This window comes from Blautia sp. OF09-25XD (assembly GCF_003482095.1).
Lineage (GTDB): Bacteria > Bacillota > Clostridia > Lachnospirales > Lachnospiraceae > Fusicatenibacter > Fusicatenibacter saccharivorans.
Window position 1 is genome coordinate 1 of record NZ_QUMG01000032.1, and the last position, 16,282, is coordinate 16,282.

14 protein-coding genes and 4 pseudogenes are annotated in these 16,282 nt (G+C 38.3%); all 18 read left to right on the forward strand.

Annotated elements, in window-relative coordinates; all coding sequences use genetic code 11:
- A partial coding sequence (locus tag DXA93_RS17915; protein WP_199709583.1) for a hypothetical protein occupies nucleotides 1-373 on the forward strand: 373 nt, incomplete at its 5' end.
- A gap of 287 nt (nucleotides 374-660) precedes the next feature.
- Nucleotides 661-900 (forward strand): IS66 family insertion sequence element accessory protein TnpA, encoded by a 240-nt coding sequence (tnpA, locus tag DXA93_RS18815; protein WP_243109266.1) that lies wholly within the window; start codon nucleotides 661-663, stop codon nucleotides 898-900.
- A 169-nt stretch (nucleotides 901-1,069) separates the two neighbouring features.
- The gene (gene tnpB / locus DXA93_RS17190; protein ID WP_117801913.1) at nucleotides 1,070-1,408 is read left to right on the forward strand and encodes an IS66 family insertion sequence element accessory protein TnpB; all 339 of its coding nucleotides are present in this window, start codon (nucleotides 1,070-1,072) and stop codon (nucleotides 1,406-1,408) included.
- Between the two features lie 133 nt (nucleotides 1,409-1,541).
- Nucleotides 1,542-3,218 (forward strand): annotated as a pseudogene (tnpC, locus tag DXA93_RS17195) (IS66 family transposase).
- 58 nt (nucleotides 3,219-3,276) lie between these two features.
- Nucleotides 3,277-3,648, forward strand: a complete 372-nt coding sequence (locus DXA93_RS17200; RefSeq protein ID WP_147343064.1) for a DUF6998 domain-containing protein — start codon at nucleotides 3,277-3,279, stop codon at nucleotides 3,646-3,648.
- 33 nt (nucleotides 3,649-3,681) lie between these two features.
- Nucleotides 3,682-3,966, forward strand: coding sequence for a hypothetical protein (locus DXA93_RS18820; RefSeq protein ID WP_238061362.1), 285 nt, complete (start codon nucleotides 3,682-3,684; stop codon nucleotides 3,964-3,966).
- Between the two features lie 3 nt (nucleotides 3,967-3,969).
- Nucleotides 3,970-4,437, forward strand: a complete 468-nt coding sequence (locus DXA93_RS18825) for a hypothetical protein (protein WP_238061361.1) — start codon at nucleotides 3,970-3,972, stop codon at nucleotides 4,435-4,437.
- Between the two features lie 6 nt (nucleotides 4,438-4,443).
- Nucleotides 4,444-4,839, forward strand: a pseudogene (locus DXA93_RS20800) ((deoxy)nucleoside triphosphate pyrophosphohydrolase); the annotation flags it as partial.
- Between the two features lie 681 nt (nucleotides 4,840-5,520).
- On the forward strand, nucleotides 5,521-5,865 hold the full coding sequence (locus DXA93_RS17215; RefSeq protein ID WP_005339644.1) for a hypothetical protein: 345 nt from the start codon (nucleotides 5,521-5,523) through the stop codon (nucleotides 5,863-5,865).
- Nucleotides 5,866-5,941: 76 nt separating this feature from the next.
- The gene (locus DXA93_RS17220; protein ID WP_117801916.1) at nucleotides 5,942-7,291 is read left to right on the forward strand and encodes a hypothetical protein; all 1,350 of its coding nucleotides are present in this window, start codon (nucleotides 5,942-5,944) and stop codon (nucleotides 7,289-7,291) included.
- Nucleotides 7,292-7,311: 20 nt separating this feature from the next.
- Nucleotides 7,312-8,436: a Fic family protein gene (locus tag DXA93_RS17225; protein WP_118749934.1), complete on the forward strand. Its 1,125-nt coding sequence runs from the start codon at nucleotides 7,312-7,314 to the stop codon at nucleotides 8,434-8,436.
- A 197-nt stretch (nucleotides 8,437-8,633) separates the two neighbouring features.
- Nucleotides 8,634-9,044 (forward strand): annotated as a pseudogene (locus tag DXA93_RS17230) (hypothetical protein); the annotation flags it as partial.
- A gap of 20 nt (nucleotides 9,045-9,064) precedes the next feature.
- Nucleotides 9,065-9,753, forward strand: a pseudogene (locus tag DXA93_RS17235) (response regulator transcription factor).
- The gene (locus DXA93_RS17240; RefSeq protein WP_117813241.1) at nucleotides 9,729-10,994 is read left to right on the forward strand and encodes a sensor histidine kinase; all 1,266 of its coding nucleotides are present in this window, start codon (nucleotides 9,729-9,731) and stop codon (nucleotides 10,992-10,994) included. Before DXA93_RS17235 ends, DXA93_RS17240 begins: the two are co-directional and overlap by 25 nt.
- Before the next feature lie 177 nt (nucleotides 10,995-11,171).
- Entirely contained in the window at nucleotides 11,172-11,846 is a 675-nt protein-coding gene (locus DXA93_RS17245; protein ID WP_015520995.1) for an ABC transporter ATP-binding protein, read from the forward strand.
- Nucleotides 11,843-14,287 carry an ABC transporter permease gene (locus DXA93_RS17250; RefSeq protein WP_117801919.1) on the forward strand — a complete coding sequence of 815 codons (2,445 nt, stop codon included), beginning with the start codon at nucleotides 11,843-11,845 and terminating at the stop codon, nucleotides 14,285-14,287. The genes DXA93_RS17245 and DXA93_RS17250 overlap by 4 nt, the downstream gene beginning before the upstream one ends.
- A gap of 374 nt (nucleotides 14,288-14,661) precedes the next feature.
- The gene (locus DXA93_RS20360) at nucleotides 14,662-14,733 is read left to right on the forward strand and encodes a TnpV protein (protein WP_243037951.1); all 72 of its coding nucleotides are present in this window, start codon (nucleotides 14,662-14,664) and stop codon (nucleotides 14,731-14,733) included.
- A 129-nt stretch (nucleotides 14,734-14,862) separates the two neighbouring features.
- On the forward strand, nucleotides 14,863-15,984 hold the full coding sequence (locus tag DXA93_RS17260; protein ID WP_330416909.1) for an ROK family transcriptional regulator: 1,122 nt from the start codon (nucleotides 14,863-14,865) through the stop codon (nucleotides 15,982-15,984).
- Nucleotides 15,985-16,282 lie beyond the last annotated feature (298 nt).

A 16,282-nucleotide genomic window follows, 5' to 3' on the forward strand; every position in this document is an offset into this window, starting at 1 on the left:
AAGAAAAAGAATCTGGTTGTTATATGATCCAAAAGAATATAATGTAAATAAAATTCTTGAACAAAATTTTGGAGATAAAATAAAGAAAAAAGAAGTGTCTGTATCAGAAAACGAGAGAATAAGCGAGCAATTTATATGCTTCTATCCTAATATTCTGGTTGAGTATGTAGAGAAGACGGAAAAAGTTTTTGATAGACCGATTACAATTTTTGAAGGGCGAATAGAATTTGATTCAGATGTTATTAAAAACAAGATAGATAAAATAATAGATGAATATGAAATATCGTTTTCGTTATCTGAACCAGAACCGGAGAAAATGGGAAAGAACAAATATAATAAACATACAAAAGAAAGGTATAGCTCATACTTATAAAAAAGTCAAATATAAAGAGAAAAATAAATAATATACAGTACATAAAAATGCGTATACCTGATCAGTGAAATATTTATGAATATTCCTGTTAGGTATACGCAAAATCTGATTAAATGTTCATGGCTTTTGAGATATTTTTCACTATTAGGAGGGCCTTTTATTAGTAAGCGCTTAAATCTTGGGTAGCTTTACTGTCTACGTTTTTGAACTCATAATGATAGTAAATAAATTTTTACTACACTCCGCTTGATAGGAGATAGAAATTTACTACATTTGGAGGTTTCATTATGAGTAAGAAACGTGCTCCAGGGCGTTCCCTGGACGAATGGATGGAACTGGTAACCGAATGCAGACAAAGCGGTCTGACAGATGCTGCATGGTGTAATGAGCATGGGATATCTCCCAGCTGTTTTTACAATGCAGTTACCCGTCTCCGCAAAAAAGCCTGTCAGATACCGGATCCAGGTGGAAAAGCCAGCACTCTTGACCTTACATCCCATAAACAGGATGTAGTCAGATTGCTATAGAACCGGAGTCTTCTCCGGCAGGACTGATCCCAGATAATGGAAACAGACCTATGCACCTTGACAATTCACATACGATTGAAATCGAAGCAGACGGATTGCTTATACGAATGAGTAATGAGATCAAACCGTTACTTCTGAAGATGCTTATGGATACGCTTAAGGAGTCGTTATGTTAGCGGACATCTCAAGCGTTGATGCGATCTATATCGTCTGTGGCAGAACAGATATGCGCAAGTCCATTGATGGATTATGTGCGATCATCCAGGAACAGTTTTCGATGGAGATCGACCATGCACTTTTTCTTTTCTGCGGTCGTAAATGCGACCGTATCAAAGCTATTTTAAAAGAACCTGACGGGATCGTTATGATCTACAAAAGACTGACCGCCCAGGGATCTTACCGGTGCCCCAGGAATAAATCTGAGGTCCGGAATCTTACATGGCGGGAGTTCGACTGGCTGATGTCTGGCATTGATATTGAGCAGCCCAAAGCGATCAAGGCAACGTAAAAAAGATGCACATAAAACTCTTGCTTTTTGCTGTATTTTCGGCACTTTCAAGATCTGGTAAATCCGCTGTTTTGCTGGGAAAAGCCACTGTTTTCTGGTATAATGGAAACATTAGAAACAGGAGGAAAAAGCAGTGGCAGACAGTTCCAAAGATATCCAACTCCGTGAGCTTAAGGACATGATAAACGATCTCAAAAAGATGATAAAAACACTTCAGGCAACTGTCGATGCTGCCAATAAACGGGAAGAGGCTCTCACCCAGGAGCGGGATAATCTGAAAGAAGAGATAGACCTTCTCCGTAAAAAACTGTTTGGCACCTCCAGCGAAAAAAGGACCCTCGATATTCCAGGCCAGTTAAACTTTTTCAATGAGGCGGAACTGGAACAGGATCCGAAAGCTGCAGAAGCAGAGGATCTTAAAGCAATTCTTCCGGAAAAAACAGCAAAAAAGCGAAAAGCAAGAGCTACAGATGCGGAGCGTTTTAAGGGAGTTCCTGTTGAAAAAAAAGTATCTGGAACTTTCTGAGGAAGAGAAACTTTGCCCTGTCTGTGGTACCCCGCTGAAAGAAATCGGGGAAGAGTTTGTCCGCCGGGAACTGGTTTTGTACCAGCAAAACTGAAAGTATATGAATACTACAGTAAGAGCTATGAGTGCCCGCAGTGCAGTCTTCAGGATATTCCGGTTATCAAAAAAGGAAAAGATGGTAGAGCTCATATGCTTTATGGAATGGCTTCTGCCGGAACAGTTGCCTGGGTAATGTACCAGAAGTTTTGTAATGGTCTTCCATACTACCGTCAGGAAAAAGACTGGAAACAGTATGACGTGGAGATCACCAGAGCTACTATGGCAAACTGGGTGATCCGAAATTCTGAAGCATTTTTTCTTACTATGTATGAATACTTCCACAGGAAACTTCTGGAACGAGGATTCGCGATGGCAGATGAAACGCCACTTCAGGTTCTGCATGAACCGGAACGCCGTGCACAGACCAAGTCATATATGTGGCTGTTCCGCAGCGGTGAAGACGGAGGACCACCTATTATCCTCTATAAATACTCGGAGACCCGAGCCGGGGATAATGCCGTAGATTTTCTTCACGGCTTCAAGGGTTATCTGATGTGTGATGGCTATAGTGGATACAATAAAGTTCCAGATGCCAAACGCACAGCCTGCTGGGCACACATCAGAAGATATCTGACAGATGCCATTCCCAAGGGAAAGGCTCTGGATTATACCCAGTCATCCGTACAGGGAATGCTGTACATTAACCAGCTCTTCCACCTGGAAGATGTGATCAGATCAAAGTATTCTTCCTTCGATGTTATCAAAAAGGCTCGTCTTGAAAAAGAAAAGCCGATAGTAGAAGGCTTTTTGTTGTGGCTTGATCAGCAAAGCCCTATCCGTGGAAGCAGAATGGATAAAGCTGTCACCTACATTCAGAATCGCCGTTCCTATCTGTCCACCTATCTGGAAGACGGCCGCTGCAGTTTTTCTAATAATCTCAGCGAAAATGCGATCCGCCCGTTTACAGTAGGCCGTAAAAACTGGCTGTTCTGCGATACACCAAACGGAGCCCAGGCCAGCGCTATCGTGTACACAATGATAGAAATGGCAAAAGCCAATGGAGTAAACGTCTATCACTATCTTACTTATCTGCTGGAAAAACTGCCTGAGGACAGGATGAGTCATAATGAATTAGAACTTCTGGCACCATGGAACGAAACCGTCAAAGCTGAGATCGAACGTCGTGCAAACGAATCAAATCAATCATATGTGAATTGTCAAGGTGCTCCGGCTACTGAAAAGTAGTCGGGGATTTTTCTATCATACCTAAAAATTAAGCGCTTACAGGACATATAATAGTCTGGTGGGAGATTATGCTGAATGGATTGTGAGTACGAAGCTTAATCTTTTACTAGAGAAAAACAGTAAGAAGGGTTATGATGCAATTGATGATGCTAGTGGTATTAGATATCAGATTAAGAGCCGTTGGATGCATCCTGGAAAAAATAGTCGTGAATTGAATGTGATAAGAAATTATGAAGAAAAACAGTTTGATTATCTTATTGCTGTTATATTTGGAAATGATTTTGAGGTCGCAGAAGCATATAAAGTACCACATGATGTTATAGGTGAATATTTTCTTTATAAGGAGCATCAGAATGGTGTTGTTGTAACACTGGGATCTAACTTTATTCAAGATACTCGTGGTGAAGATATTACATATATTTTTAGATGATAAAATAACAAATGATTAGCAGGAGGTGGTTCTGTGGCATTTGATCCAGGACTAAAGATAGGTCAGATACTAAAAAATGCGGATGTAGTTGATACATTCAAATGTGGAAATATGGGTGGTATGCGTCGTTCTAGAACTACGAATACTTTGGTAATAGTATCTGATTATACAAAAGGAATTTATCACGATAAGTGGATTGGTGGAGTTCTTCACTACACCGGAATGGGAAAGAATGGGACCAGAATATTAATTGGGCACAAAATGCAACACTTGCAGCGTGTGGGCGTAATGGCGTTGATGTGCATCTATTTGAGGTAATGGATGCAGGGGGAGTATATTTATTGCGGAAGAATTGAGTTAGTTGATAAACCATACACAGAAGAACAGCCTGGTGAAGATGGTGTTCCAAGAAAAGTATGGATGTTTCCGATTCGCCCGGTTCCTGATAATGATGTTAAGAAACCAGCTATGTTTGTATTTAAAGATATGGAAGACTTTAAGAATCGCGGTAAGGATGTTGATACGCAATATATGAAAATGATAGCTTCTAAGAAAAAAGGCAGCAGCAAACCAGCATATGTTCCACCAGTTATTCCAAAGTCTGAACCGAAACCACCTGTAGCTATTCCAGTAGATATTGTTGGAAAGCATGTAAAGCATAAGGCATTTGGTGTAGGAACGATTACTGCTATTGAAGGAACATCTATTGCTGTTGAATTTGATAAAGTTGGATTAAAAAGGATGGGATATGAATTCTGCATGGAAAAGAAAATGCTGGAATTTATTTGATGCGATATGAAGACGATAAAAGTAGTAGCTGCAGTAATCTGTGATTCGATCAAAGATAAGAAACAGATTTTTGCTACAGCAAGAGGATATGGAGAGTTCAAGGGCCAGTGGGAATTTCCAGGAGGAAAGATTGAAGAAGGTGAAACACCTCAGCAGGCTCTTTTGAGAGAAATAAAAGAAGAATTGGAAGTAGATATTAATGTTGGTGAATTGATTGATACTATTGAATATGATTATTCTGCATTTCACCTTTCGATGGACTGCTTTTGGGCGGAAATTATATGCGGCCAAATTGTGTTAAAAGAGGCTGAGGATGCAAAATGGCTTACGATAGATAAATTGGATAGTGTTCAATGGTTGCCGGCAGACGTTGCATTGATTTCATGTATTAAGAATAATTTGCGTGTTCAAGAAATGCTTGCCAGAAAAGTGAGTGTTGAAAAAATGAATGAGGAAAAAACAAAGAAGCTTTGGGGCGAAATAATCGTAGGTGTAGGAGGTCAGAAAATAGAATGGTGTTATACAGATGTCCTATACTCGTTTAAAAGTATGTATTTGTTAGGAATTAAAGCAAAGCATCAGGAGTTGGTTGAGGTATGTGGACATACCATTAGGCCACAAAATAGAAATTCCCCAAGAGAATTGGCATATAGCGAAGATTTTATTTTGAGTTGTGTTGATAAGTGTAGAGAACTCAATAATTATCAGGGCTTGCAACAATTTATCGATGTTTATGAAACTGTTGGAAATGTAATACCAGTTTGGCCGGGGGCAAATGTTCACAGAGGACAATTTTGTTGCTACGATTGTCCGGATATTTATTTTAATAATGAGAAAATCAGGGATCACGCATTGGCATTTTATAACAAATACTCAAATTCATATATGTGTGGAGATGATGCAATAATTGCTGGAATATACAATAACATGTCTGTAAAAAGTTTGATTAATATGGACAAAGACGAATATGAAAACTATATTGAGCATGCAATTAATGTCATTAAATGGAGAACTAAAAAAATAGAATGATACCGGAAGATGTTCTGGAGTCGTGTAAATATATTTTGGAAATGGAGATAAATTATGCCTAAATACACAGATGAAGATATTAGAAATATGAGTAAAATAACATGTAAGATAGCGGCAGATTACCTAGGCATATCCCCTATGGCGGTTAGTATCGGCATGAGAAATGATCTTTTACCGATCGGTTTTGCAATTCACAATGAAGAAAGAGATAGAACATATTCTGAGAGTTGGTCCTATCACATAATTGGTGAGAGATTGATTGCATATAAGTACGGGAAAACATCAGAAGTACAAGTTCAAAATATAGAAAAGAGTCTAAATACTATAATAGAACAGTTTGAAGAAATGAAAAAAGATTTGGTTTTTCTATTAAGCGAAAACGAGGATCAGCAGAATTAGAGCTTTATGAATATGCGTTTTCGCTGGGAAAATACAAAGATGTTGACAAAAAATATGCAGGAAAGGAGCTGCCAGGATGGAGAATGAAAAAGGAATAGTTAAATTGACTCGTAAGCAGCTCTATGATGAAATATGGGCTCTTTCAGTTGCAGGGGTAGCCAGAAAATATAATTTGAATTATGGTAAACTGATAGCAACTTGTAAAGTAGAAAATATATCTTTTCCTTCTTCTGGTTATTGGACTAAGAAGAATATGGGAAAAGATGTATCGAATGAGATTGTAGAATTTTCTGGATTGGAAGATACAGAAATTTCATTGATAACGAAAGACGCGGTTGTTAAGCGTATTCGGAAAGCTAAGGCAGAAGTAGTAGAGAAAGTGCATACTGACGTAACAGAAGAATTGGACGTAGTAACGGAGGAGGATTTACCGCAGAAAAAAACGGACAACATACCTGAGTGGCCGGATGGAATTCTTGATTATTTGGATGAGACGGAAAGAAATAAAGTATTAGAATATGCATGCAATCTGCAGATAAGTCAAAGTACACGATTGCATAAAATGTTGGTCCAATACAAGAAGGATATTGCAGATTATAAGTCAAAGCTGAAAGAAGTACAGAGTAGACCATACTATAATTCAAGACATAACAAACCAGAAAACGAGCCTGAATTCTTTAAGGAAATGTCTGATGAGTGTATGTCACGTGCAATTGCAATATTAGATACCGTATTCAAAACAATTGAATCTTTAGGTGGAAGTATTAATAGTGATTTGTCTGTGAAAATTAGAGATGATATTGTTAGATTTCGTATGGTTGAGAGTCAAGACCAAGTGAAGCATGAAATGACTAAGCAAGAGGCACAGGCGCTCGTAAAATATAATGATGATATCAAAAATCACAGATGGGTTTCAAAACCGCAAATTAGAAAGTATGACAAGGTATATAATGGTAAACTTCGTATTGTGTTTGGGGCGCGAAGCTACATAAGAGATAACGATTCTGAAAAATTAGAAGATAGACTGGGTGATATTTTGGTTACCCTGTATGAGAAGGCAGAAGAGAATAGAATTGTACGAGAAGCACGTGAAGAGGCAGAACGTAAGAGAGTTGAAGAAGAGAGACGCAGAGAAGAAAATAGACAAAGAAAAGAACAAGAAATTCGTCTTGTAAAAGAACTTGTAAACAAAGCTGAAGACTATAGAATTGCAAAGGAAATAAGAGAATATATTCAGGCTATGATAGATAGTGGAAATGAAGATATTACTCCAGAATGGATTGAATGGGCTCTGAAGAAAGCTGACTGGTATGATCCGTCTATAGCGACTGAGGATGAATATCTGGGAAAACGTCAGCATGAAAAAAGTGCTGAAGAAAAGGAAAAATCTTTGCAAGACAGTATCAGAAAGAGCTGGTATTGGTAAAAATGAATGGAGGCAATTTGATGGATAAAGATCCTTTTAAAGAGTATATAAGGCAATCAGAACCAAGTAAAAGAGACAAAGGTTACGCCTGGCATACAGCTATCGGACTTCAAGCAGTGGATGGATTAAAGCCTTCGAAGTATTTGATTGATACTGCAATAAAGAATATTGAAGGTGATATTTCGATTGATGAAGCGCAGAAACTTCTAAATACGTATTATGAAGAAAATCCAAAAGCAGATACAAACGACCGTACGGAAGAGGCCGACAAAGTTGCTGTTAGAATTGCAAAAATTTTATCGGAGAAAGCATTTAGTTTTACTCCGAATGAGTATATCTCTATTCATAAAAAGTTGTTTGCTGGGACTTATGGACATGCAGGAAAACTGAGAGATTATAATATTACAAAAAAGGAATGGGTGCTGAATGGAGCAACGGTTCTTTATGGAAGTGCATCAGAACTTCGCGCAACCTTGGACTATGATTTTGCAGAGGAAAAGAAGTTTAGCTATAAAAACCTGAGTATGGAAGATATTATTCATCACTTGGCACTCTTTGTATCAAGATTATGGCAGATACATGTATTCGGAGAGGGAAACACACGAACTACAGCAGTATTTTTTATTAAGTATCTTAGAACGCTGGGATTTGACGTAACAAATGATATTTTTGCGGAAAATGCGTGGTATTTTAGAAATGCACTTGTTAGGGCCAATTATAACGATTTGAAAAATGGTGTTCATGAGACAACTGAGTATTTGGAATTGTTTTTAAGAAATTTATTGTTGGATGAGAAGAATGAACTTCATAATCGTACGATGCACATTAGTGGAAGGTTTGCAGAAGTGGACATTGAAAGAGTAAAAGTGGACATTGAGAGTGGAAAAGTGGACATTGAAAGCACAAAAGTGGACATTCGAAATAAATTACTTTCTTTCTCAGATACGATTTCAGAAAAAACAATAAATCATACAATAGAAATATTTTCAAAATGTGGAAAAGAAAATTGTTTCGGAAGAACGATAGTTGAAGAAATTACTGGATTAAAGCCATCAGGAGCTTCCAAGTTAATAAAACTGTTGGTTGATAGTGAGGTAATCGTACCTGTAACAGGACATGGAAAAGGAAAATATCGGTTTCAATAAAAGTGAACATTGAAAGGGTGTTAATGCCATTCGCAAAAATGCTCAAAACAAATCGGCGTACCCGCCACACGTTTACAAAGTCAAACGGTCTGTACGCCATGTCTTAACCTTATGATTGCAGATATTAGCAACCTGTCAAAGAGTGTAAAAACTCAGTAACTATGCGGGTTCGCGTACTGTTAAAGCAGTGAAAAACGACACCGCATGTTGAGACGGTTGTTCTTTTGTCCCAACTGAAACAAAAGCCGGATGATTACATTAATGTCACGATTGAACTTGATGATATGGATATAACATCTGCAGAGACTAAGGCTACATATGATGAGATAAAGAAGTATGTGGCTGAACATAATGCCGGCATGAAGGTTTCCAATCTGTATATCTCACAGGTAAAGAGAAAATGCGGAATTGAGGTTGGAAAGAATTTGCGCGTTGCAACGAGGAGAATGGACTGCTTGCAGGGCAATTCGACGACTGCCGTGACAGACTTGGAACTTGTTCCAAGTCCTAATTTACCTAAAAATGAAGATAGCAGGCAACCGCAGTGTCCAGAAGATAAAGAGAGTGCAATTGTGGAGGCATTGAAGCATTTTAAGATGAATAGTTAATAAAGAGAGGTGCAGATGCTATGCCAGGTATACTCGTGTTGAAGATGATGAAAATTTAAATCGTGGAATTACATTTTCACTGAAAAAATCCGGATATGAGGTTTTTTCAGCAGAATCAGTGAAAAAAGCGAAAAGAATTGCAAGTGATCATAATGTGGATGTTACCATTTGTGATGTGAATCTTCCGGATGGGAATGGACTGGAATTTGTAAGGTGGATGAGATGCAATTATAATACATACATTATCTGTCTTACAGCACTAGATCAGGAGATGGATCAGGTCATGGGATATGAAGCAGGGGCAGATGATTATATTACAAAGCCGTTTAGTCTTTCGGTACTTCTTTTGAAAATAGAAGCACATTTCCGCCGCAGACAGGAGAAAACGGAAGCCGGAAAGATGATTTCGGGAGATATCGTATTTATCGCAGGAGAAATGAAAGTCCTGATAAAGAGTCGTGAAATCAGTCTGACAAAAACGGAGTTGAAAATGCTGACTTTTTTTCTTCAGAATCCGAAACAGATTCTTTCAAAAACACAAATATTGGAAAATGTGTTTGATCTGGAAGGGGATTTTGTGGATGAAAATACAATCGCTGTCAATATCAGAAGACTCCGTGAGAAAATCGAAGACAATCCGGCTGCACCGGTCTATATCAAGAATATCAGAGGTCTTGGGTATATATGGAATCAGGAGGTAAGGCAGTGACAAAGAGATATCGCAAGAAGATTACAGTAGTGTTCTCCTTGGTATTACCTGTCATATTATTGTTTGCAATATTAAATTGCTTTACCACGTATGTGTTTTATGAAGATTACAAATATAAAATGAATCTTATGACAGAGATTGCTGCAAAGGAAGAATTTTCCGGGCTGGATGCTGTTTCGGAATTGCTTAAGGATAAGGATATTGAAACCAACGAACAGGGAAAGCAATTATTGGAGCAATATGGATACTGGGGAAATAAAGGGAATGCATTTTATTCGCAATTCCAGCATCAGGTTATGGTGATCGGTGCTGTAAGCACTGTGATATGCGTGTTTTTTTTGACTTTTTTACTTTATTGGAAGAAAAAAGAAGATGCGTGTCATCAGAAAATATTAGACCAGTTGGAAGAAATTCTGATCAGATTCCGTGAAAATAAATTTGATGATTTACTGAAAACGGAAAATTACGCAGAACTGGAAAAATTGAATGACCAGCTTGAAGCAATCGGACATCATATTCAGTTGCTAAAGGAAGAAGCACGGACAGAAAAAGAGAGCACGAAAGAAATGGTTTCTGACATCTCACACCAGTTAAAGACACCGGTTGCAGCTTTGGATATATGTTTTAGTGTGCTGATGCAGAATGACTTAAGTGCCACAGAACAGGAGGAGTTTCGTATCCGTTGTCGGAGTGCTCTGGATGGACTGGAGACATTATTGCAGTCGCTTCTTGAAATATCCAAGATGGAAACTGGACTGATTCAGATGAATAAGAAAAAACTTCCACTTATAGATACTGTCATATCTGCTGTGAATCGTACATATCCAAAAGCGGATGAGAAAGAAATTGAATTCGTTTTTGACTATGAAAAAGAGCTGGAAACATGCACGATTATGCAGGATAAAAGGTGGCTTGGCGAAGCTGTGATCAACGTTCTGGATAATGCGGTCAAGTACAGTCCGGGTGGTTCAAAAATATTTATCCGGTTACAAAAAAGAAACGATCTTGTAAGAATGGAAATTGAGGATCAGGGAATTGGTATTCCGCAGAATGAGTATCACAAAATTTTTCAACGATTTTACAGAGGAAGTTCCAGGGAGGTCATGGAAAAGAGTGGTACAGGAATCGGACTTTTTCTATCGAGAGAAATTATCGAAAAGCACGCAGGTATGATTACGGTAACCTCCGGCAAAAAGAAAAAAGGAAGCACGTTTGTGATTCAATTACCCTATGTTAGTTAAATTTTAAATGAGCAGAAATCTTACAATTCTGTAAGACTTCTGCTCGTTTTTGAAAGTGAAATGAAAGATTATCCTGATACAATTTGGATGTAGGTTGAAAAATGACCAAATACATAAACAGGCAAAGAAAGCGTGTTGAAAAGGTACGTTTTACAGAATTGAAAAGGAGGTAGCACATTGAGTGTGATATTAGAAACCAAGCAGCTTTGTAAGTTTTATGGCGCAGGTGAGAATCAGGTCAAAGCGGTCAATCAGGTGGACATTCAGATTGAGCAGGGAGAATTTGTCGCAATTGTTGGAAAGTCAGGTTCCGGTAAAAGTACATTACTTCATATGCTTGGAGGGCTAGACACCCCGACAAAAGGCAGTGTTACTTTAGCAGGGAAAGATTTATACAGGATGAAGGAAGATGCCCTTGCTGTTTTCCGCAGAAGAAAAATCGGATTTGTTTTTCAGGCATTTAATCTGGTTTCATCTGTTAATGTCTGGGAAAATATTGTACTGCCACTGGGGCTGGATGGAAGAAAAGTGGATGAAGCGTATGTAAATGATATTATTGCAACTCTGGGGATTGAAAAGAGGATTTACAATCTGCCAAATCAGTTATCCGGAGGACAGCAGCAGAGAGTAGCAATTGCAAGAGCACTGGTGAATCGTCCGGAAATTATATTTGCAGATGAGCCGACAGGAAATCTTGATTCCAAGACCAGTGATGAGGTGATCGCCCTGCTTAAGATGACAGCAAAAAAATATGGGCAGACAATTGTAATGATTACCCATGATGACGAAATTGCACAGGTCGCTGACCGTATTCTGGTGATTGAGGACGGACAGGTGGTGGATTTCAGATGAAGACAATAAGCAGGATTGCATATAGCAATGACAAAAAGAACAAGACAAGAAGTATACTGATTATGATGTCCATATGTCTGACTACGATGCTGCTTGTGATTATCAGTACTGTGGGAAATGGAATGATACGTTTGCAGAAAAGTCAGGCGGCAGGCTCATATGGAAGCAATTATGGTCTGTTTGTCGCAGCAGATGGTACGCAATTAAAAGAAGTGGAACGCAGAGCTGAGATATCTGATATCGGCATCATGTGTACGGAGGGCATCCTGAAAGGAAATGAAAATGGCGGGTTTGTCTGCATGGATGAGACTGCAAGAAAAATGCTTCCCTATAATAAGGAATATGAGTTAAAGGAAGGAAAGTATCCGGAAAAAATGCAGGAAATTGCCGCCGGAAGAGCTTTTTTTCGTGCAATGGGATATGATGATGTAAAGGTCGGAGATACGGTTACACTGGATTACCGTGTAGGGATGCGGTCAGAATATAAGCCGGAAGAGTTTGTTGTCAGCGGAATCCTATATGATCGGGATGAGTATACCATCGAGGCATCTTATGTTGCTTTCGGGTCACAGGAGTTTTATGATGAGCACGTCGCAGAGAATGACAGACAGTATAATATCTATTTTACGTTAAACGATTCTGCAAATGTATCTATGAATAATATTGAACCGGTTATAAAGCAGATTGCAGCATCTTGTGGAATCGAAGAAAAAAACGTTATAGTCAATGATCTCTATTTGCAATGGGTCTTGCAGCCGAGTTATGAAACGATTGCGGTATGTGGAATTCTGATTCTTGCAATTGTACTTTTCTCTGTTGTGGTCATTTATAATATTTTTCAGGTCGGTATTGTCAACAAGATACAGGAGTATGGAAAAATCAAGGCTCTGGGAGCGACAAAAAAGCAGATGAAACAACTGATCTTCAGAGAGGGCATTTTTTTGACCATTTTTTCCATACCAGTTGGATTGCTTCTTGGTTTTCTGATTGCAAAATGCGGTTTTAACTGGCTGGTAGAACAGGGAAACCTTGTATCAACCGGAACTGGCTCTATGGGAGTTCAAAATCAGCAGGTGCCTCTGTTTTCCCTGCCTGTTATGCTTCTCTGTATTTTCGTATCATTTCTTACCGTTGCTTTGGCACTGCGTAAACCAATGAAAATTGTTTCACGGATTTCACCTATCGAAGCAACACGGTATTTAGAAAATGCAGAAACACACAAAAAAGGAAAACGAAATGGCAGAAAAAATGTCACCGTGTTTTCTATGGCAATGGCAAATGTAACGGGTAATCCCAAAAGAACTATTGGTACTATCCTCACAATGGGTTTTTCTTGCGTATTGTTTGTGATTATCTCTAATTATGTGGGAAATATTGACACGGAGCATGAAGCACGTCTTTCCGTTAATCATGGACAATTTGAACTGCAGCTTGACTATTCTGCTGAGTATGATGAAAGATATCCGGAGAATAACCTGGATACGATTCTGACGGATGATCCATTGAATGATTCGCTGATTGAAGAAATCAAAAGCATTCCGGGAGTAACAGATGTCATGACGAGAGAGATTGTCTCTGTAAATCTGAACGGAACAAGATTTCCGGCTGATATTGTGAGTAAAAATGATTTTGATTTTATGCGCCAAGACGGGGACATTGGCTCTATGGACTATGATCAGGCGGTAAAGAATGGTGAAATTTTCTTTGGCTGGTCAACGTGGATGGAACAAGATGGATATGCTCCGGGTGAATCCATTGTATTTGACTTTGAGAATAGAAGTGAAACCTATACCTATCAGGGAAAGATTGCAGGATCCTTTGTAAGCGCGGACACTTATCTTGTCATTCCGGAAGGTGTATATCGTTCCATGAATCCGAGAGGAACAGCCTATGGCTATCTGTGGGTGGACTGTGATAAAAAAGATGTGGCATCTGTAGAACAAAGTCTGAATACTTTGATTTCTAATACTTCGCATATAAAAATGGATAGTTATCATGCGCAGTTACAATCTGCCGAATTTGCAAGCAGCATGATGAAGCTTGGCTGTTATCTGTTTATGGCGGTTGTAGGACTCATCGGGTTTATGAATATGGCGAATACCATGATCATGAATATTACGACAAAAAAGCAGGAATATGGTATATTACAGGCTGTGGGTATGACAAATAAACAATTAAATTTATGCCTGCAGTTACAGGGACTGATTTTTACGGTTGGGACCATATGCGTAGCTTTGATCATTGGTCTGCCGCTCGGCTATGCACTTTTTTTCTATGCAAAACATAATGGAATATTTGGAATGAATATCTATCATGTTCCAATCGTACCAATTTTTATTATGATTTTTTTGGTCGGTCTGTTGCAGATTGTACTTTCCTGCGTTTTAAGCAGTAATCTGAAAAAGGAAACGCTGGTAGAAAGAATAAGATATCAGGGATAGCAAGTAATATGTAATGAATTAGGTCTTAATGAAGAGGAGAAATAGATAACTTCCATTTTGTATGTATGATAAATCTAAACAGTATTTTAGCAACATTTCCTGAGTGGGGACAGAAAGTGCCCCCACTTTCACGATTTGGGGGCGAAAAGCACCACCATATATCATAAATGATGGGTTCAAGGGAAAAAGCCCTTATAAGTTTTTTGAAAACTGTCGTTTGGTAAAATCTATTCCATTTTTAAAAGCCTTGCGATAAAATATGTTCTGTGAGACGGTAGTTCTTTTGTCCCAACAAAAGCCAGATGACACGATAGAGATCGACTTAGATTTAGAAGTTGGATGCAATCAGTGCTGAGTTGAAAGCTCGTGATCAGATGGAATGGGTCAGATTGGTAAATGGTATTTGTAATATGGCAGAAGAACTTGTGCTAAAAGAATTGGTGTAGATCTAAAGCGTGGAAAACTCCTTCGGGAGCTTTTGGCTGTTTATAAGATAAATTCTGTCGGAGATTTATTATAAAACATTACTTTACAAGAAGAATAAAAAAGCATATAATTCTTTTATAATATATTTAATAAAAGAGGGTAAGAAAACGGAAAATAAAGATAAAAAAAATACAACAAGAAAAAAAATAATTAATTATGTGCTAAACAAGCATGTTACATCCAAGGCGGAAATCGCAAAAGAGTTAAACTTGAGTATGCCGACTGTGTTAGCAAATGTGAATGACTTATTAGAAAAAATGGTGTTGGAAGAAACTGGGGAATATGCTTCGACCGGTGGACGAAAGGCAAAAAGTATAGGGATTAATAAGTCATACTGTCATGCAATGGGAATTTTGATTACAGCGAATCATATAGAAATGGTATTAGTAAATCTTGGAGATGAGATTATAAAAAAAGATCGCATCCGTTTAAAATTTACGGCAGAATTATTCTATTGTACAGAGGTGGCACAAAAGGTCAAAACTTTTCTTGAAGGCGAATTAGCGAAGGACACGCTACTTGGGATTGGAGTGGCGATTCCAGGAATTATTGATCAGAAAGAACGGATCGTTTTAAAATCCCATGCTTTAGGTATAGAGAATTATAGTCTGCGCTTTTTAGAGCAGGCTTTGGAAATTCCAGTATATTTTGAAAACGATGCTAATGCTGCAATGCTTGCAGAAAAAAAGCAAAAGTATCCAAATGCGATATATCTGTCTTTGAACCACACCTTAGGAGGTGCATTCTGCATAGATGGAAAGCTGTTTCGCGGGCAGAACCAGAAAGCAGGGGAGTTTGGTCACATGATACTCGTTCCCGGTGGAAGAAAGTGTTATTGTGGTAAATCAGGATGTGCAGATGCATATTGTGCAGCAAGTGTACTGACACAAGATAACAGGCAGTCACTGGATGCATTTATGGAAAAAATTGAAAGCGGTGATGAAAAAAATTTGCAGACATGGAATGAGTATTTGGATCATCTTGCTGTTTTGATATCAAATCTGCGGATGGCATATGATATGGACATCATACTAGGAGGTGATGTGGGAGGCGTATTGTCAGATTATATGATACCATTGGGAGAAAAAGTGATGGCATATAATGGCTTTGAGCATGATGTTTCATACTTGAAAAATTGTTCGTATAAGAAAGAAGCGTCGGCTGTTGGAGCCGCGAAATACTTTTTTACAAAACATATGGTAGAATTGTAATTTTTCTGAACGCAGATAAGCAGTCCACCGCATCTGGTGCGTAGGGAATTAAGCGTTGGGTAAGGGGATGTTTAGTCTGTTGGAGTTAAAAACTCCCACTGACAGGTTGCAAAGCGAATGCGATGTCCGATTTATATGTGTGAAAAACGAGAAGTTGTGTAAAATTAGAAAAAGATATTATAGTAAAAAAACGGAAAGAAAACAGTAACTACGGTTTCCTTTCCGTTTTTTTGCATATTAATTGTGAAAAATATACAAAAAATATATTTTGAAATTATGAAATTTTGAAATTATGAAA